The sequence below is a fragment of the Bradyrhizobium sp. CSS354 genome, assembly GCF_029051725.1.
GTDB lineage: Bacteria > Pseudomonadota > Alphaproteobacteria > Rhizobiales > Xanthobacteraceae > Bradyrhizobium.
The window spans coordinates 40160-59012 of sequence record NZ_JAACFU010000009.1 but is presented as its reverse complement, the minus strand read 5'-3'; the positions used below and the strand labels follow the sequence as shown (position 1 = coordinate 59012).

The 18853-nt window shown below is 64.5% G+C and carries 16 protein-coding genes; 5 read left to right on the top strand and 11 right to left on the bottom strand.

The genetic code is table 11. The features are described 5' to 3' along the window. Positions 1–41 precede the first annotated feature (41 nt). Positions 42–1628, bottom strand: coding sequence for a gamma-glutamyltransferase (gene ggt, locus GWG67_RS22385; protein WP_275171449.1), 1587 nt, complete (start codon positions 1626–1628; stop codon positions 42–44). 185 nt (positions 1629–1813) lie between these two features. On the opposite strand from ggt, the gene GWG67_RS22380 reads away from it, so the two are divergent. Then, positions 1814–2596, top strand: coding sequence for a rhodanese-related sulfurtransferase (locus GWG67_RS22380; RefSeq protein WP_275171447.1), 783 nt, complete (start codon positions 1814–1816; stop codon positions 2594–2596). Further along, a complete protein-coding gene (locus GWG67_RS22375; protein WP_275171445.1) occupies positions 2586–2804 on the top strand; it encodes a SlyX family protein in 219 nt (72 codons plus the stop codon). Before GWG67_RS22380 ends, GWG67_RS22375 begins: the two co-directional genes overlap by 11 nt. A 6-nt stretch (positions 2805–2810) precedes the next feature. Here the strand turns inward: GWG67_RS22375 and GWG67_RS22370 are convergent, their stop codons facing one another. Further along, positions 2811–4715 (bottom strand): diguanylate cyclase, encoded by a 1905-nt coding sequence (locus GWG67_RS22370; protein WP_275171444.1) that lies wholly within the window; start codon positions 4713–4715, stop codon positions 2811–2813. 172 nt (positions 4716–4887) lie between these two features. Then, entirely contained in the window at positions 4888–5103 is a 216-nt protein-coding gene (locus GWG67_RS22365) for a hypothetical protein (protein ID WP_007595236.1), read from the bottom strand. A 110-nt stretch (positions 5104–5213) separates the two neighbouring features. On the opposite strand from GWG67_RS22365, the gene hemE reads away from it, so the two are divergent. Continuing rightward, positions 5214–6248, top strand: coding sequence for a uroporphyrinogen decarboxylase (gene hemE, locus GWG67_RS22360; protein WP_275171443.1), 1035 nt, complete (start codon positions 5214–5216; stop codon positions 6246–6248). 216 nt (positions 6249–6464) lie between these two features. Here the strand turns inward: hemE and hemC are convergent, their stop codons facing one another. The 3 genes from hemC to GWG67_RS22345 all read right to left on the bottom strand — a co-directional run bounded on the left by hemC (position 6465) and on the right by GWG67_RS22345 (position 9819). Next, on the bottom strand, positions 6465–7445 hold the full coding sequence (gene hemC / locus GWG67_RS22355) for a hydroxymethylbilane synthase (RefSeq protein WP_275171442.1): 981 nt from the start codon (positions 7443–7445) through the stop codon (positions 6465–6467). Positions 7446–7547: 102 nt separating this feature from the next. After that, positions 7548–9173, bottom strand: a complete 1626-nt coding sequence (locus tag GWG67_RS22350) for a GMC family oxidoreductase (protein WP_275171440.1) — start codon at positions 9171–9173, stop codon at positions 7548–7550. 55 nt (positions 9174–9228) lie between these two features. Then, positions 9229–9819, bottom strand: a complete 591-nt coding sequence (locus tag GWG67_RS22345) for a TetR/AcrR family transcriptional regulator (RefSeq protein WP_275171439.1) — start codon at positions 9817–9819, stop codon at positions 9229–9231. A 100-nt stretch (positions 9820–9919) separates the two neighbouring features. Here GWG67_RS22345 and GWG67_RS22340 point away from each other — a divergent pair, with 100 nt between their 5' ends. Further along, on the top strand, positions 9920–10285 hold the full coding sequence (locus GWG67_RS22340) for a nuclear transport factor 2 family protein (protein WP_275171438.1): 366 nt from the start codon (positions 9920–9922) through the stop codon (positions 10283–10285). A gap of 352 nt (positions 10286–10637) precedes the next feature. After that, a complete protein-coding gene (locus GWG67_RS22335; protein ID WP_275171437.1) occupies positions 10638–12599 on the top strand; it encodes a bifunctional diguanylate cyclase/phosphodiesterase in 1962 nt (653 codons plus the stop codon). A gap of 91 nt (positions 12600–12690) precedes the next feature. Here the strand turns inward: GWG67_RS22335 and GWG67_RS22330 are convergent, their stop codons facing one another. From GWG67_RS22330 to pgm, 5 genes are all read right to left on the bottom strand, one after another. Continuing rightward, a complete protein-coding gene (locus GWG67_RS22330; protein ID WP_275171436.1) occupies positions 12691–13743 on the bottom strand; it encodes a transporter in 1053 nt (350 codons plus the stop codon). A gap of 343 nt (positions 13744–14086) precedes the next feature. After that, a complete protein-coding gene (locus GWG67_RS22325) occupies positions 14087–15067 on the bottom strand; it encodes a PDR/VanB family oxidoreductase (protein ID WP_275171435.1) in 981 nt (326 codons plus the stop codon). A gap of 10 nt (positions 15068–15077) precedes the next feature. Further along, positions 15078–15830: a GntR family transcriptional regulator gene (locus GWG67_RS22320; protein WP_275171434.1), complete on the bottom strand. Its 753-nt coding sequence runs from the start codon at positions 15828–15830 to the stop codon at positions 15078–15080. A 6-nt stretch (positions 15831–15836) separates the two neighbouring features. Continuing rightward, entirely contained in the window at positions 15837–16886 is a 1050-nt protein-coding gene (locus GWG67_RS22315) for an aromatic ring-hydroxylating dioxygenase subunit alpha (RefSeq protein ID WP_275171433.1), read from the bottom strand. Between the two features lie 290 nt (positions 16887–17176). Then, complete coding sequence (pgm, locus tag GWG67_RS22310) at positions 17177–18823, bottom strand: phosphoglucomutase (alpha-D-glucose-1,6-bisphosphate-dependent) (protein WP_275171432.1); 1647 nt, start codon at positions 18821–18823, stop codon at positions 17177–17179. Between the last annotated feature and the right edge of the window lie 30 nt (positions 18824–18853).

Genomic DNA, 18853 nt, shown 5'->3' with positions numbered 1-18853 from the left:
CAATTTTTCCTGATCTTGCGCGGGGAACCCGTGCGCGGTGATCAGTATCCGAGCGCGCAACCATCCTTGCGCGGATCGGAACCGCCGGTGAGCGTGCCCTTGTCCCAGTCGATCCAGATCGCCTGCGCGCCGCCGAGCGGACCGACGACGCTGGTGGTCTTGTGGCCGAGCTTCTTCAGGCCTTCGACGATACCGGCCGGCACGCTGTCCTCGAGCTGGTACTGTCCTTCGTAATGCAGGCCGCGCGGCATATCGATCGCTTCCTGCACGTCGCAGCCAAAATCGAGGATGTTGGTCACCACATGGGTCTGGCCAACCGGCTGATACTGTCCGCCCATCACCGCAAACGGCATCACGGAACGGCCGCCCTTGGTGAGCAGGCTCGGCATGATCGTGTGCAGCGGACGCTTGCCGCCGGCGATGCAATTCGGGTGGCCGGGCTGGATGCGGAAGCCGCCGGCACGGTTCTGAAGCAAAACGCCGGTCTTGTTCGAGACGATGGCCGAGCCGAAGGAATGCGCAACCGAGTTGATGAACGAGCAGACGTTGCGGTCCTTGTCCACGACGGTGATGTAGATGGTCGAGGGATTCATCGGCGGCGCGACGTTCGGCAGGTCGAGCATGCCGTCCATGCGGATCTTGTCGATGTGCTCGTTGCAGTATTCCTTGGCAAGGATCTTGGCGACCTCGATCTGCATATGCTCGGGATCGGCGACATGCAGCTCGCGATGCATGTACGCGATGCGCGCGGCCTCGGCCTCAAGGTGGAAACGCTCGACGCTGAGCGGCGCATATTTCGTCAGGTCGAACCGCGACAGGATGTTCAACATCAGCAGCATGGTGAGGCCGGGCCCGTTAGGCGGGCACTGCCAGACGTCGTAGCCCTTGTACATGGTGCCGATGGGCGTCGTCGTTTCGGTGGTATGCGCGGCGAAATCGTCGAGCGTGTGCAGGCCGCCGATTCCGCGCAGGGTCTCCACCATGTCTTCCGCGATCGGGCCCTTGTAGAAGGCGTCGCGTCCGTCCTTGGCAATCGCCCGCAGCGTCTTGCCGAGCTCGGCCTGGCGGATGACGTCGCCGGCCACCGGCGGCTTGCCGTGCGGCAGCAGATACCGCTCCGTGTTCGTGCCACCCTTCAGCTTCTCGAACTGGTTCTTCCAGTCGAAGGCGATGCGAGGGGCGACGACGTAGCCTTCCTCGGCCGCCTTGATCGCGGGCTGGAGCAGCCGGTCGAAGCCGAACTTGCCGTGATCGCGCAAAACGGTCGCAAAGGCGTCGATCACGCCAGGGATCGAGACCGCGTGCGCCGAGGTCAGCGGCACGGAGTTGATCTTGCGCTCGAGATACCAGTCGGCGTTCGCCGCCTTCGGGGCGCGGCCGGAGCCGTTATAGGCGATGATCTTGCCCTCGCCGCGCGGCTGGATCAGCGCAAAGCAATCGCCGCCGATGCCGGTCGATTGCGGCTCGATCACGCCGAGAATGGCCGAGCCCGCGACTGCCGCGTCCACCGCCGTGCCGCCCTCGCGCAGCACCTCGATCGCGGCGAGCGACGCCTGCGGATGCGAGGTCGCCACCATCGCGTTGGTGGCGTGGACCGTGGACCTGCCGGGGAAATGGAAGTTTCTCATCGAATTCTTGCTCTCATTGGACGTCTGGCGCGGATGGCGCACCGGCTCGGAAAAACCGGGCCTACATGACACATTCCAGCCTGCCGGGGCAATGCTGGCATGCCAGGGAAATGGCTGCCATCCGCTCGGAATAGAGCTGCTCGTTGCGGGTTTTCCGGGCACGCTGCGCCTGCTAAACGGGCGCGATGAGTTACAAGGTCGCCGCCTTCTACCAATTCGCCGCCCTCCCCGATTACCGCGAGCTGCGCGAGCCGCTGCGCGCGTTCTGCGCCGGCTTGGCGCTGAAGGGCAGCGTGCTGCTCGCGCAGGAGGGTATTAACGGCACGGTCGCGGGCCCGGGCGAGGCGATCGACGCGCTCACCCATGAGCTCGCGCACGGCGACATGTTCGGCGGCAGGTTGAACAATCTCGAACTGAAGTTCTCGACCGCCGAGACGATGCCATTTGGCCGGCTCAAGGTGCGGCTGAAGAAGGAGATCGTCACGCTCGGCGACGAAGCCGCCGATCCGACGCGGCAGGTCGGCGCCTATGTCGATGCGAGCGAATGGAACGCGCTGATCGCGGCGCCCGACACGCTGGTGCTCGACACCAGGAACGCCTTCGAGGTGGCGATGGGGACGTTCGACGGCGCGCTCGACCCAGGCATCAGGAGTTTTGGCCAGTTCAAGGAATTTGCGGCCGAGCAGCTCGATCCCGCCAAACACCGCAAAATCGCGATGTTCTGCACCGGCGGCATCCGCTGCGAGAAGGCGAGCGCGCACCTGCTCGCGCGCGGCTTTGCCGAGGTCTATCACCTCAAGGGCGGCATTCTCAAATATCTGGAAGAGGTGCCGGAGGCTCAGAGTCGCTGGCGCGGCGAATGCTTCGTGTTCGACGAGCGTGTCGCGCTCGGCCATGGTTTGCAAGTCCTTGGATTGCGAGAAGCTAGCTTGCCCGAACGGAATAAGGACGCGGCACGTGACGAATGAGATGAAGACGCTCGGCGAGCGCATCGACACGCTGGAGACGCGCCTCGCCTATCAGGACGACGCGATCGAGACGCTGAACCAGACCATCACCGCGCAGTGGAAGCAGATCGACGCGCTGACACGGAGGATCGCAGAGCTCGGCGAGCGGCTGCAGGAGGCCGAGGCGAATGCGCCGGGAGCGGCCAATGAGCGTCCGCCGCACTATTGAGCGGGGTTACTGACCGGACGCCTTGAGCAGGAGGTTGCTCACCTCGCCCGACATCATCAGCCGGTTGCGCCCGGCGTCCTTGGCGGCATAGAGCGCCTGGTCGGCGGCCTCGATCAGCGAGGTGACGCCGGCCGTGCGCTCCAGCGCCGGCCGGCAGGCAGCCCCGCCGAGCGAAGCGGTGACGCACCCAGCCGCATGGTTGGTGGTGTGGACGAGGCCGGCATCGCGGATCGCCCGTCGAATCCGGTCGCCGATCAGGGCGCAGCCGGCAGCGTCGGTGTTCGGCAACAGCATGGCGAACTCCTCGCCGCCGTAACGCGCCGCCAGATCACTGGAACGATGCATCTCGGTGGCGATGATTTGCGCCACCTGCCGGAGACAGGCATCGCCCGCGGGATGGCCGTATTCGTCGTTGTACGACTTGAAGTGATCGACGTCGATCATCAGCAAAGAGAGGCTGGAGCGCTCGCGATAGGCACGCGCCCACTCCTCCTTCAGCCGTTCATCGAAGCGGCGGCGATTGGCAAGCCCGGTGAGGCTGTCCTCGATCGCCAGCGTTTCAAGCCGGTTCTCAAGCTTCTTCTGCTCGGTGATGTCGCGCGAGATCGCGACCACGCCGTCGACGCTGCCATTATCCTTGCGGGTCACCCGCATGGTCGATTCGAGCCAGACTTCGGCATTCTGCCGGTGCGCGTTGCGATAGGTGACGCGCACCTCCTCCTTTTCGCCGCGCTTCATGGCATCGACGAGAGCCTGGACCTGCGGCCGGTCGTCCGCGTGAACGCCGGCGAGCGCGGGCGTTCCGATCAGTTGATTGGCGCGCCAGCCGACGACGCCAATCGACGATGGCGAGACATAGCGCAGCCGCTCGTCGAGCCCGATACGCGTCACCATGTCACTGGAGCCTTCGGCAAGCAGTCGGAAATGCGCTTCCTTCTCGACCAGCGCGGCCGCCATGCTCTGGCCCCGCTGCAACTGCCGCACCAGCACAGCACCGATGATCGCGAGCAGCATGACCAGCGCGAGCACGTAGAGCATGCGAGAGATCGCCGCAGCACGCCAGGGCGCCAGCAGTTCGGCCTTATCGACGGTAGCGAGCAGGACCAGCGGATAGCGGCCAGAGCGCTTGAAGAAGCTGACGCGCTCGGCGCCGTCGAGCGGCGACTTGAAGTGATAGACGCCGCCCGGCCGCTGCAGGCCGGCGTCGCGGAACAGCGGCGTATTGGCAACGCTGCGGCCGATGAATTTCTCGTTGCTCGGGTTGCGCGCGATGATCAGGCCGTCGCCGTGTGTCAACGCCACCGAGCTGTTGCGGCCGATCTCGAACTGTTCGTAGAAATGCGAAAGATATCCCGAGCTGATGGTCGCGAGCACCACGCCGCCGAAGCTGCCGTCCAGCTTGTTGAAACGACGCGACAGGGTGACGACCCACTCGCCGTCCAGCAGGCTCTTCACGGGCCGGCCGACATGGGGCTCCCGTTTCGGCGAGAGCTGGTGATAACGAAAGAACGCGTCGTCGTTGAACGTCGTGCCGATCGTGCCGGGCGAGGTCAGCCAGTTGCCGCGGTCGTCGATGATGGCGAGGCTGTGGATGCGCTCTATCGCCTTCTTGCGCGCCTCCTGCAGGGTTTTAAGCTTGGCGATCGTGGCCGGCTCGGTGCCGTCCATCTCCAGCCGGCTGACGACGCCGACGACGCCTGAATCCAGGAGATCGAGGCTGTCCTCGGCATGCTGCGTCAACGAGCGCGCAACATTCGCCATCTCTGCCTCGGCGCTCTTGAGCACCGCGTCGCGCGCAGCCCATTCCCGCCAGCCGCTGACGCTGAGGATGGCCACGCAGGTCAGCGCAACGAATGCAGCCGCCCGCAGCGGCAGGCGGCTCCATCCGGCTCTTTGGGTCACAGCACTCATGCGGCAGAATTCTCCGAAGATCGGAAACTCTGCTGCTTCTGTTAGTGAACCCTGAAACACCGGGATAAATATGCAGTGATGTCCCCGGTTTCCCGTAGTCGTACGGACCCCGGACTCGGCGCATCGCTAACAAGCCTTTAGCAAACCTATCGGAATTCGGCGCTCCCCGCGGCTAGCTGAAGATGGCCTTAACCTTGTCCCAGAGCGAAGGATTGTCGGCCTCCGCATCGGCCTTCGAGGGCGTCGGCTGGGCGGCGCTCACGGGATCGGAAGCGGGGAATGTATCCTTCAGACCGGCGTCGAGCTTGGCGTGGCGATCGGCGGCGAGCGCTTCGTGCAGATCGTCGGCGTGCTTGTCATGCGGCGCGGGGTTGAATGTCTCGGCCATGGTCTCGTCCTCCGTTGGCTGGTCAACGCGGTCCAATTGCGCTTGGTTCCCCTGTTCCGCTCCGGGCCGCGGCGGTGTATCAGGAGCCGTAACCATCTTCAGGACCGTTCGTGCCCCAGTTTGCGACAAAACCGTTCATCGACGTCCTCTCCGGCCAGCGGCAGGTCATTCCGCCGGTCTGGATGATGCGGCAGGCCGGCCGTTACTTGCCGGAATATCGCGAGGTGCGCGCCAAGGCCGGCGGATTCCTCGATCTCTGCTTCAACCCGGAGCTTGCCGCCGAGGTGACGCTGCAACCGATCCGGCGGTTCGGCTTCGATGCGGCGATCATCTTCTCCGACATCCTGGTGATCCCTTATGCGCTCGGCCGGTCCGTGCGCTTCGAGGTCGGCGAAGGTCCGCGGCTCGAGCCGCTGGATGATCCCGCCAAGGTCGCAACACTGGCGAAGCACGCCGATTTCGGCAAGCTCGCGCCGGTGTTCGAGGCCCTCAAGATCGTGCGCGGCGCGCTCGATCCCAAGATCGCGCTGATCGGCTTCTGCGGCGCTCCGTGGACGGTGGCGACCTACATGGTCGCCGGCCAGGGTACGCCCGACCAGGCACCGGCGCGGATGATGGCCTACCGGCATCCGGAGGCGTTCGCTGAGATCATCGACGTGCTGGTCGAGAACTCGATCGAATATCTGCTGGCGCAGCTTGCGGCCGGCGCCAACGCCTTGCAGATCTTCGACACCTGGGCCGGCGTGCTGCCACCCGCCGAGTTCGCGCGCTGGTCGGTCGAGCCGACCCGGCGCATCGTCGAAGGCGTGCGCGCCAAGGTGCCGGACGCGAAGATCATCGGCTTTCCGCGCGGCGCCGGCGCGCAATTACCCGGTTTCGTCGAGGCGACCGGTGTCAACGCGGTCAGCATCGACTGGACCGCGGAGCCGGCCTTCATCCGCGAGCGTGTGCAGAGCAAGGTTCCGGTTCAGGGCAATCTCGATCCGCTGGTGCTGATCACAGGCGGCGCCGCACTCGACCGCGCGGTCGACAACACGCTGGCGAATTTTGCGCAAGGGCGGTTCATCTTCAATCTCGGCCACGGCATCCAGCCGGAAACACCGATTGCCCATGTCGAGCAGATGCTGAAGCGGGTTCGGGGCTGATTATTTTGCGCCTGGGGAGCGGAAAAACAAAAAAGCGCGAAAACAACCCCATGCACAGTAGAGAGGCCACGCCCGATCAATGACTTAGGGCGGACGTAAATCAGGTGCGCCGTCATCGCATCAGATCGCGCCAACATTTGACCCGTCGGGCAAAACAGGCGCATGATGGCATCATCGCAGCGCTGCCCCCGTCGTCATGCGAACCTGCGGGAAAGCTTAGCGCGGCCGGCTGCGCTCGATGATCTCGGCGGCGCCCTTGGCCAGCAGATCCAGTCCTACCGCACGGCCGAGTTCGCGTGGGCGATTGGCGGGGCCCGACCGCAAGGCTTCGATGATGGTGTTCCCGGAGAGATCGAGCACGGACGCGGTGAGCGACATCTGATCGCCCGCAATGGTCGAAAAGCCCGCCACCGGCGAATTGCAATGGCCGTTCAGCACCCACAGGACCTCGCGCTCGGCATCGGCAGAAGCGTGTGCAGCGGGATCGTCGATCGATGCGAGGATGCGACGCGTCTGCCAGTCCTGTGCCGCGCATTCGACGGCGACGATGCCCTGCCCCGCTGCCGGCAGCATCTCCGCTGCGGTAAACTCGTAGGTGATGCGCTGCGAAAGGCCGACGCGGTCGAGGCCGGACCGCGCCATGATCAGCGCATCCGCAGGCCCCACCGCGCCGCCATCCGGCAGGCGCTGCTTCTCGGCATTGTCGAGTTTTCGCACGCGCGTATCGGCGGCGCCGCGGAAGTGGATGATCTCGACGTCGGGAAACAATCGCCGCGCATAGGCGGCGCGGCGGACGGCGTTGGTGCCGATCTTGAAACCCTTGCCACGTGATTGACGCAGCGCCTCCAGCGTCACGCCATCGCGCAGCACAAGCGCGTCATTGGGAGGATCGCGCGACAGCGTGGCGCCGATCACGAGGCCGGGCGTGTCTTCGTTGCCGGGCATGTCCTTCAGCGAATGCATCGCCGCCTGGAGTTCGCCCGACAGCACGGCGGCGCGGATCTGCGCCACGAAGGCACCGCCCTTGCCGCCATGGGGCAGCAGCTTGCTGGTCTGGTCGAGATCGCCCGTGGTGTCGAACTTGACGATCTCGACGTCGAGATCGGGCATGGCAGCGGTCAGGCGGCGCGCGATCTCTTCCGTCTGTGCCAGCGCCATCGCGCTCTTGCGTGTGCCGATCTTGAATCGCGTAGCCAAGCCCTGGTCCCTTTCAACGCACGTCATTCTTTTGAGCATCATCTTATCGGAAAACCGGTTTCCACTTTGCGCTAACGCGGCCCTCCGGGTCCGGATCATGCTCTACCGCGCATCCTCCAATATCATGTCGGAGGCCTTTTCGGCGATCATGATGATCGGCGCGTTGGTGTTCCCCGATACGAGATCGGGCATGATCGAGCCGTCGACGATTCGAAGCCCTTCGAGGCCCCTCACCTTCAGCCGCTGATCGACCACCGCGAGCGCATCATTGCCCATACGACAAGTCGAGGTCGGATGGTAGATGGTGCTGCCCCGTTCACGGCAATAGTCCAGCAGCTCGGCATCGGTGGCTACCTTCGCTCCGGGATCGTACTCGTCGACCACGAACGGCTTCAGCGCCGGCGCATGCAATATCTTGCGCAGGATCTTCAGACCTTCCACGTTGGTGGTGCGGTCGGTCTCGGTCGACATGTAGTTGATGCGGATCTCCGGCGGCACTGTCGGGTCGGCGCTTTTGATGCGCAAGGACCCGCGGCTTTCGGGACGCAGTTGGCATACCGACGCCGTGAAGCCGGAGAAACCATGAAGCTTCTCGCCCATCTTGTCGGTCGAGAACGGCAGGAAGTGGACCTGGATATCCGGCGAGGCCAGCCGCGGACTGGTCTTGAAGAAGGCGCCCGCCGTTCCGGCCGCGATCGTCAGCCAGCCTTTGCGGAACAGCGCATAGCGCGCGCCGGCCATGGTGCGGCGGAGCGGATGATTGACGGTGTCGTTCAGCGTGATCTTCTGCGAGCAGCGCATCACGATGCGGACCTGCATGTGGTCCTGGAGATCGTGCCCGACGCCCGGCGCGTCCAGCACGACATCGATACCGTGCTTGCGCAGGAGGTCGCCGGGTCCGACGCCGGAGAGCTGGAGCAGCTGCGGCGAGTTGTAGGCGCCGCTCGACAGCACGACCTCCTTGCGCGCGCGGGCGCGGCGCAAATTGGCGCCCTGACGGTATTCAACACCGACTGCGCGGCGGCCCTCGAACAACACGCGCTGGCCAAGCGCGCCAGTTTCGATCTTGAGATTGCCGCGGGCCTTGGCGGGGCCGAGATAGGCCACCGCCGTCGAGGCGCGGCGGCCATTGCGGGTCGTGGTCTGGAACAGGCCGACGCCTTCCTGGGTGGCGCCATTGAAATCAGGATTGTAGGGCAGACCGGTCTCGACCGCGGCATCGATGAACGCCTTCGACAGCGGATCGGTCACGACCATGTTGGAGACCGGCAGCGGGCCGCCGCTGCCGTGATATTGATCGGCGCCCCGCGACTGGTTCTCGGCTTTCTTGAAATAGGGCAGCACGTCGTCATAGCCCCAGCCGGCGTTGCCGCGCTGACGCCATCTGTCGTAATCCTCGTGCTGGCCGCGGACGTAAAGCAGGCCGTTGATCGAGCTCGATCCGCCCAGCGTCTTGCCGCGCGGCTGGAACACCTCTCGGCCCTTCAGCTCGGGCTCGGGCTCGGTCTGGTACATCCAGTTGACGGTCTTTTCCTTGAACAGCTTGCCGTAGCCGAGCGGCACGTGGATCCAGATGTTGGAATCCTTCGGGCCTGCTTCAAGCAGCAGCACGCTGTGCTTGCCGTTAGCCGATAGCCGGTTGGCGAGTACGCAGCCGGCAGAGCCGGCGCCGACAATGACGTAGTCGAATTCAGGGTCGGAGGGCGTCAGGGAGGAAGTTGCGTTCATGCGCTACTGTTCTTTTTGTTGGTGGGGACGTTTCCAGTGTCACCACTTAGCACGATCATGCAGCGACGCGCAGCGCCTCGACCAGCGACCTGAACGCACGGGCATATTCCGCACCTGCCCTTGCGATATCGGCGCGTCCGGCGCAGGCGACCGCGGCCTCCGTCACCGCGCCCAGCAGCAGCCGGGCCAGCGGCTCGACCGGCTGCCGCGCGATCAGGCCGGCCTCCATCGCCGCCGCAATCGCGCGCGGCAGCTTGCCGCCGAAATGTTTGGCGTCGATCTCGCGCCAGCGCTCCCAGCCGAGCACGGCCGGGCCGTCGCGCAGGATGATCTGGCTGGTCGGGCCCTTGGCGGTCGCGGCGAAATAATGCTGGGTGCCTGCGACCATCGCGGCAAGCACGTCCTTCTCGGCACGGGCCGTGCTGTCGATCTCGGCGACGAGATCGCGCGAGACCTGGTCGAACACCGCTTCGAACACCGCCTCCTTGGTCTTGAAGTGATGATAGACCGCGCCCTTGGCGACGTGGGCGGCTTCGGCGATCTCGTCCATAGTCGTCGCGACAAAGCCTTGCGTCCCGAACAGGCGGCGCGCCGCCGTCAGGATCGCCTCCGATGTCGCTGCGCGCCGCTCCGCCTGTTTGGCCATGGGTCTGCTGTAGTCGAAACGGACGAGGACAGCCAGTTGACTTTTCGACCGTCGGTCGGTATTTACCGACTATCAGTCGGTTGTACTCGAGAGGTGCGCCATGCCGAGCCGTGATGTCGTCGAAGCTTTCGCCAAACGATTGGAGGACGGGGATTTCGTCGGGGCGATCCTCGACTATTACACGCCGGACGCCGCCACCTATGAAAACCAGGCCGAACCTCTGGTCGGACGCGACAAGCTCGCGGCCAAGGAGCGCGGCGTGCTGGCCGCCTTCAAGGAGGTCAAGGCGGTGCGGATCGGGCCGAGCCTGATCGAAGGCGATCATGTTGCCACGCGCTGGACCTTCAGCTTCACCAATGCCGAGGGCATCATCCGAACGTTGGATGAGATTGCCTGGCAGACATGGCGCGGCGATCAGTTGATCGAAGAACGATTCTACTACAATCCGAAACAGTTGGGGCGGTGAGCTCGCCCTTGCTGACACCGGTGTCATCGCCCGGCTTGACCGGGCGATCCAGTACTCCGAGACGATTGTGATTGATCCGATAGGCCGCGGCGTACTGGATGCCCCGCCCCAGTGCACAAGTGCGCACAAGGCGGGGCATGACAGTGGAATTGTTGGCGAGCAACGGGCTGCCGTCACAGCCGTAACGCGGGGCACCGCATTTGTATCGATTTGTTATCGATACGACGTCACGAACACGCAGAAGTGGTCACAGCAATCATCGCAAGCTCGGATAATTCATAGTTCGTCAAAGGTTCGCAGCGAATTCTCCTGACCGGGCCGGACAAGCGGCCCATGCTGCTAGGCTCTGGAAATGCGGACTCAAACGACCAGCTATGTCGCGCGGCTGTTCGCTGGCGATCTGTCGGCCTTTGGCGGTCCTGTAACCGACGAAGCCGTCACCGGCCATATCCGCGCCGAACAGATGTCGCTGGTGCTCGGCTATTCCGTCGGCATCATGCTGGCCAATGCCTGCAACGCCGCGGTGCTGGCGATCGCGCTGTGGCAGTCGCCCGACCGGATTTTCGCGCTGATCTGGGCCCTCGCCGTGGCCGGCGCTGCCATCGGCTTCGGTCTGCAATCCCACGCCGCGCGCCGCATCACCAAGCCGCAATTCGTCTCGCGCCGCGCCATGCACCGGCTCGTTCGCAATGCCCTTCTCCTCGGCGCCGCCTGGGGCATCGTCCCGGCCGCGTTCTTTGCAGGCGCCTCGACCGGCGGGCAGCTCGTCATCACCTGCCTCTGCTCGGGAATGCTGGCCGGCGGCGCGCTTGCCTTCGCCACGATCCCGATCGCGGCCATCGCCTTCACGGCGCCCATCTTCCTGGGGATCGCGATCTGCCTCGGCAGGAACGGCGACCTCGCCTTCCTGCTGATCGCCTTTCTCGTCGTGGTCTACGGAAGCGTGTTGTTGCGCGGCGTGTTCGTCAATTCATTCGCGTTCGCACGGCGCGTGATGCGGCAAATCGAGGCCGAGCGTTCGGTGCGGCAGGACCCGCTGACCCATCTGCCCAATCGCGTCGCCTTCAACGAAACGCTCGATGCAGCCTTGAAGCGGCTCAGCCTCTCCGGCGAGGAGTTCGCGGTGCTTCTGCTCGATCTCGATGGTTTCAAGGAGGTCAACGACAAGTTCGGCCATCCCGCCGGTGACGAGTTTCTGGTCCAGATCGCGAGCCGTCTGCAACGCTGCACCCGCGCGGCCGAGCATGTCGCACGCATCGGCGGCGACGAGTTCGCCCTGGTGATGGCCAATCTGGCGCGCCCCGAGGATGCGCTCGAAATCGCCGAACGCTTCGTCGCGGCCTTCGACGAACCGTTCCGGATCGAGGGCCGCGAGATCGTCGGCGCGACCAGCGTCGGCATCGTGCTGGCGCCGCGCGACGGCAGCACGCAACTCGACATCATGAAGAACGCCGACGCCGCGCTCTACCGCGCCAAGAAGGCCGGGCCGGGCACGGTGTGCTTCTTCGAGCAAGCCGACGACCGCTCGTCCCGCGACCGCAAGGCGCTGCAATCGGATCTGGAAGGCGCCATCGCCAGGGACGAGCTGTTCCTGGTGTTCCAGCCCTTTCTCGACCTCGACGGCAACCGCATCACCGGGTTCGAGGCACTGCTGCGCTGGCAGCATCCCCAGCGCGGGCTGGTGCCGCCGAGCGAGTTCATCCCGATCGCCGAGGAAACCGGGTTGATCCACGAGATCGGCGAATGGGTCGTCCGTCGCGCCTGCGCGACGGTTGCCGAATGGCCCGAAGAGATCAGGGTCGCCGTGAATTTCTCGGCCGCGCAGTTTCACAACAACGGCCTGCTCCAGATCATCGTGCAGGCGCTTGCGGACGCAAAGGTCGCCCCGCACCGCCTGGAGATCGAGATCACGGAATCGATGCTGTTGTCGAAATACGGCTCCGCCGCGTCGGTCCTGAACGCGCTGCTGGAGCTCGGCGTCACCGTGGCGCTCGACGATTTCGGAACGGGTTTCTCCTCGCTGACTTACCTGCGCAAGCTGCCGTTCAGCCGCATCAAGATCGACCAGTCCTTTATCCGCGACATGCTGGTGCAGCCGGACTGCGCCGCAATCGTGAAATCGGTGATTGGGCTGGCGCGCGACCTGCGCATCGGCGTGGTCGCGGAAGGCGTCGAGACCGCCGACCAGCTCGAATATCTCCGCCAGATTAGTTGCGACGAGGTGCAGGGCTATCTCATCAGCCGGCCGGTGTCGGCGGATCAGGTTCGAGCGCTGCTTGATCCGAAGAAGTTGCGGGCGACCTACGCGGCGTAGGCGAGCAGAAACGGCCGGCATACGGCCAAAGTGATGCGATTGACCCATTTGACACCGGCCGATCGCAGACGACGTCCGGTTGGCACGAGGTTTATTTCACAACCAGATGCGTCGTGGGTGCTATGGCGGCAGGCGCGGACGGGGAAATGGTGAACGTCAGCCAGGTATTCCATCCTGACGGACGGTTGGCTGCACCGAATTCGCCGTATCCCCTCAGACCAAGGAAGCCCTGCATGTCTGCGACCGGGAAGCTGTACCCGATTTGCGGACCGACACCGAAAACGCGTGACCTGAAACTACCGAGGATCGGGTTCTGGCCGGAATCGTCGGTAATTTGCTGGTAGGCGTATCCGACAATGCCGACGAAAAGCTGCTTCGTCAGGTAGTGCGATGCGCCCCAGTCGAAGTGGAAATCGATGCCGCTCCGGTACTGGGTGTCGGGATTCCTGAAATTGTAGGTCAGGCCGGCGACGCCCGAGATTTCGTTTCCTGCCGCCGGGTCGAAATAGGTATAGCCGCCCCCAATGTCGATCGCGCCGTGCCCGAGCCCGATATTGGGAATCCGCGTCGGATCATAGTCGCCGACGGGAACATTGCCCGTGACGTAAGCCATGTAATTGCCGACGCCATGGTTCCATAGCAGTTCCGCGAACGGTGCGAGGTCGCCGTAGGAGGTAAGCGATCCTTCCAGCATTCCGGTGCGCGTCACCACAATCGGTCCGGCTATCGCAGTCAGCGTTCCGGCGATACTGGTGGCGGCTCTGCCGTACTGGCCCGATATGCCTCCGACCAACTGACCGCCAAGCACCGCCGTCGCGAATGTATACGATGGCGTAAGGGCGACCAGATCGGCCCGCCCGCTCAGACTCAGATTCAAATTAACATTGACGTTCGCGGGAATTTTGCCGGCCAGGATCTCTTTGGCTGCAGCAGCACTCCCAGCGGCGGCGACGCTGGAATGGTAATCGATCACACTGAGCGCCCAGCCCGGTGTCTGCTGCATGGCGGCGAGACTCGCAAACTGACCCGGAAACCAGAATGAGCTACCGCCCTGGTCGGCATGCGAAACATCAGCGCAAAGCACGAGAGCAGCCACCGCTGCCGCATAGTTGATGACGCAGCTTCCCGATTTGTTTGATCTCATTGCAAACCTCTGGGCGGCATTGCAACCAGTGGCGGGCTACTGCAAAGCGCCCCGCGAACCGCGGAACCTTAAGTTACGACGGGCATCCAATACTAGGGCACAAGCAGCGTCCAAATCCGTGACAGAATGGTAACAGCGGGGGATACTAGTATTACGGCGATGACGCAGTCTCGGCTCGACCAAGAGTTGCTTACGCTGGAGATGTTTGGCTTCTTTGCCCGAGCGAGGTCTCTTCTTGGCCTCTAGCCATCCGGCTAGGGCGAACTGAACCTGCCGGCCCCAGAAGGCAGGGCGGACAAGGCCTGCCTTCGTGGGGTAAGCGTATGAGGAGACGCCCTACCCCTCAGACCGCATCCGCTCGCAGCAGTGTGTCAACCGTGATGGTGCCCCGCGCGCGCGAAACGCAGGCGCAGATCTTCTGGTTGCTTTGCTTCTGATGGTCGCTGAAGAAGACGTCGCGGTGGTCGATCTCGCCGTCGACGGCGACAATGTCGATGGCGCACAGGCCGCATTCGCCGCGCTTGCAATCGTACATCACGTCGTGGCCGCTGGCGTTGAGGACATCAAGCATCGAGCGCTCGCGCGGGATCTCCAGCTCGACATCGGAGCCTTTCAGACGCACGCGAAATGTCTCGGTCGGCAGCGTGCCGCTGGAGCCGAACGTCTCGTAGCGGAGATCGGGAAGCGGATGGCCGGCGCGGATCCAGGCGTGGCGCGCGGCATCCAGCATCCGCATCGGGCCGCAGAACAGCGCCAGCGTGTCCGGAGGCAGTGACGCAAACAACGCGTCGAGATCGAGCCGGCGACCTTCGCTGCTCGCATGAACCACCAGGCGATCACCCAGCAGGTTTGCAAGATCGTCGAGATAGGCGGCATCCTCGCGCGAACTCACGGCATAGTGCAGCACCACATTTGCGCCGCGCCGCGCCAGCGCCTGCGCCGCACCGAGGATCGGCGTGATGCCGATGCCGCCGGCGATGAGGCAGTAGTTTGGACGCGCCCAATCGACCGCGAGCAGCGACGCCGGCGTCGTGATGTCGAGCCGCGCGCCCGGCTGCAACGACCACATATAGCGCGAGCCGCCACGCGAATCCTCGGCGCGGCGCACCGCGATCCTTAAACCCCGCGACGAGGCTTCCCCGACCAGCGAATAGGACCGCGTCTCGGGCAGGCCATCGATGGTGACGCTGATATTAATGTGGCTGCCGACCGGATAGGCGGCGCCGTCGAACTGGTCCGGCCGGATCAGGAATTCGCGGATGCCCGGTGAAAGATCGCGCGTCGAGACGAGCGTGGCCGGAATCCAGGTCTCGATGAAGCGCATGGCACTCCCCTCAATCGGTTGCGGACTTGATCAGCGCGAGCGCCGGCAGCAGGTCGAGATGGGTCCGATTGCGCAGTGCAAGCCGCAGATTGCGCACCGCGAGCCGCGCATGCTCGCGCATGACCGCTTCGGCGCGGGCGCCTTCGCGGTTCTCGATCGCGTCGATCACGACGCGGTGGTGCTCCTGCCCGATGATCAGGATCTGCTGCGCCTCGGGCAGCGCCGACTGCGCCATCACGAAACCGCTCGGCGAGGCGAACGGCAGCGCCGAGGCGCGATCGATCTGCCGGATCAGCGGCGGGCTACGCGACAATTCCGTGAGCAGAGCGTGGAAGCGCGCGTTCAGCGTGACATAGGCCGAGAAGGCGTCGACCGAGATCGGCACCTGGCGCAGCAACTCGTCGATCGCGGCCAGGCACTCCTTCAGCGGCTCGAGCTCGCGCGCGGAGACGCCGCGCTCGGCGGCAAAGCGCGCGGCGAGCCCTTCCAGCGTGCCGCGCAGCTCGATGGAATCAGAGATGTCGCGCTCGGAGAACGCCTTCACCATGAAGCCGCCGGAGGGAATCGCCTCCAAGAGGCCCTCCTCCTCCAGCCGCACCAGCGCCATGCGCACCGGGGTGCGCGAGGCGCCGGTCGTCTCCACCGCCTGGAGCTCGGAGATGCGCTCGCCGGGGCGCAATGAACCCGACAGGAGCTGGTCGCGCAGCGCGAGCTGCGCCTTCACGGTCTGCGAGACGGAGCGGTCGACGTCACGCTCGGCCATGTCGGCTTACTCCGCGGCCTGGAGGTGCTGCGGCGGGTTTTCCTTCGCCACCATCTTGTCGATCAGCTTGCGCGTCCACATCGCGCCGGCGTCGATGTTGAGATTGTAGAAGATGCGATCAGGGTTCTCGTCCATCGCGCGCTGCTGCGCCTCGAGGATGAGCTCGTCCTCGTGGAAGATGCCGGAGACGCCCTCGCGGATCTCGGTGGTGATGCGCTGCTCGCCGAGCTGATAATTGCGCACGAAGGCCCAGAAATAGTGGCAGGTCTTCTCGGTCTCCGGGGTGATGGTGTTGAGCACGAAGCCGTTGACGCCCCGCGAGCGGTCGCCTTCGGGTGCGCCGGTGCCGGTCGGCGCCACGCCGACGTCGATCGCAATGGTGCACGGCGCCTCGAAGCGGATGATCTGCCAGCGATCGACGAGACCGGACTTGCCGAGCTGCTTGGCCCAGAACGGCGGCGCCTCGATGCCGCGCATCCAGCGCGTCACCGTCACCGTCTTCTCGCCATGAGTGACGTCGAACGGCGCCTCCGCGACCGCCTCGTTGCCGATGGACGAGCCGTGCACGAATGTCTCGTGGGTGAGGTCCATGAGATTGTCGAGCACGAGGCGGTAGTCGCAATTGACGTGGATGGTCTTGCCGTCGCCAGCCCAGGCCGGGTCGTGATTCCAGTGCAGGTCCGGCACCAGCGCGGGATCGGCCAGCGCGGGATCGCCCATCCAGAGCCAGATGTAGCGGTGACGCTCGACCACGGGATAGGCGCGCACGCAGGCCGACGGGTTGATGGTCTCCTGCGAGGGCATGAAGGTGCAGCGCCCTTGCGCATTGTACTTCAGGCCGTGATAGCCGCAGACGACGGTGTCGCCGTCGAGCCGGCCCTTGGACAGCGGCACCAGGCGGTGCCAGCAGGCATCCTCGAGCGCGGCGACCGAGCCATCGGCCTTGCGGTACATCACGACGTGCTTGCCGCAGATCGTCCGCGGCAGCAGTGCCGGCTTGACGTCGGCGTCCCAGGCGGCGGCATACCAGGCGTTCATCGGGAAGGGTTTTGTCACCGGTCTCACTCCCAAAGCTTATGAATACGTTATGTATACAATAGCGGAGGAATGGAATCGTTCAAGGGCAGATAAGACGTATTATAATACCTTTATATCTAATCGTGTATACACATCTGCTCCGCCGTCATTCCCCGCGAAGGCGGGGAATCCAGTACGCCGCGCCGGTCATTAGTTCACTCAACTGGCGCCACGGCGTACTGGATCACCCGCTCTCGCGGGTGATGACACCTGTTGATGCGGCGAGTCCTCCCTTGGAGGAGCAGTGGCAGCGGCGCTTGGCTCGACGACTACGCCCCGAATACCGTCGCCAATCCGGCCTGAGCCTCCTGCTGAATCGCCTTCAGGTGCTCAGTGCTGCGAAAACTCTCCGCGTAGATCTTGTAGACGTCCTCGGTGCCCGACGGCCTGGCGGCGAACCAGCCGAAATCGGTTTCGACCTTGATGCCGCCGAAGGGTTGGCCGTTGCCGGGCGCCTTGCTCAGCGTGGCGCGGACGGGATCGCCGGCGAGATCCTTCAGGCCAAGCTGCTCGGGCGTGACGGACTTCAGGATGTTTTTCTGCGGCGGGGTCGCGGCGACGTCGATGCGCGCGTAATGGGGCACGCCGAACTCGGCGGTGAGGTCGTTGAAGAGCTGGCTCGGATCGCGGCCGGTCTTCGCCATGATCTCGGCCGCGAGCAGGCCGAGGATGATGCCGTCCTTGTCGGTCGTCCACACCGTGCCGTCGCGGCGCAGGAACGAGGCGCCTGCACTCTCCTCGCCGCCGAAGCCGAAGCCGCCCGTGAGGAGGCCATCGACGAACCATTTGAAGCCGACCGGCGTCTCGACCAGCTTGCGGCCGAGTTTTTTCGCGACGCGGTCGATGATCGAGCTCGACACCACGGTCTTGCCGATCGCGGCATCCTTGCCCCAGTTCGGGCGGTGCGCGAACAGGTAGGAGATCGCGGTCGCGAGATAATGGTTCGGATTCATCAGGCCGCCGGTGCGCGTCACGATGCCGTGGCGGTCCGCGTCGGTGTCGTTGGCGAAGGCGACGTCGAAGCGGTCTCGCATGGCGATCAGGCTCGCCATCGCGTAAGGCGAGGAGCAGTCCATGCGGATCTTGCCGTCCCAGTCCACCGTCATAAAGCGGAAAGTTGGGTCGATCGCCTCGTTCACGACCGTGGCCTTCAGGCCGTAGCGCTCGATGATCGGATGCCAGTAATGCACGGCGGCGCCGCCGAGCGGATCGATGCCGATATTGACGCCGGCGGATTTGACCAGGTCGAGATCGACGACCTTGCCGAGATCGGCGACGTAGGGTGTGACGTAGTCATAGGCGTGGACGTTCGCAGATTTGCGTGCCCTTGCGTAGTCGATGCGATTCAGGCCCTTGAGGCCGTCGGCGAGATAGGCGTTGGCGCGCTTCTCGATCACGGAGGTCGCATCGGTATCGGCCGGCCCGCCATGCGGCGGATTGTATTTGTAGCCGCCGTCCTCGGGCGGATTGTGTGACGGCGTGACGACGACGCCGTCCGCAAGGCCCGAGCTGCGGCCTTTGTTGTAGGTCAGGATCGCATGCGAGATCACTGGCGTCGGCGTGTAGCCGCCGTCCTTGTCGATCATGATGTCGACGCCGTTGGCCGCGAACACCTCGACGGCGCTGACCAGCGCCGGCTCGGCCAGCGCATGGGTGTCGATGCCGATGAAGAGCGGACCGGTCAGGCCCTTTTCACGTCGGTAGTCACAGATTGCCTGCGTAGTCGCGAGGATATGGCCTTCGTTGAAGCTGGTCTTGAACGAGGTGCCGCGATGGCCGGAGGTGCCGAACGCCACCCGCTGCGCGGGATCGGCGACATCAGGCTTGCCGGCGAAATAGGCTGTCACCAGCCGCGGAACGTTGGTGAGCACGTCCGGCGAAGCCTGCTTGCCCGCCGCGGGATGAACATCAGCCACTGGGTATACCTCGTCCTATCGTAGAATTGC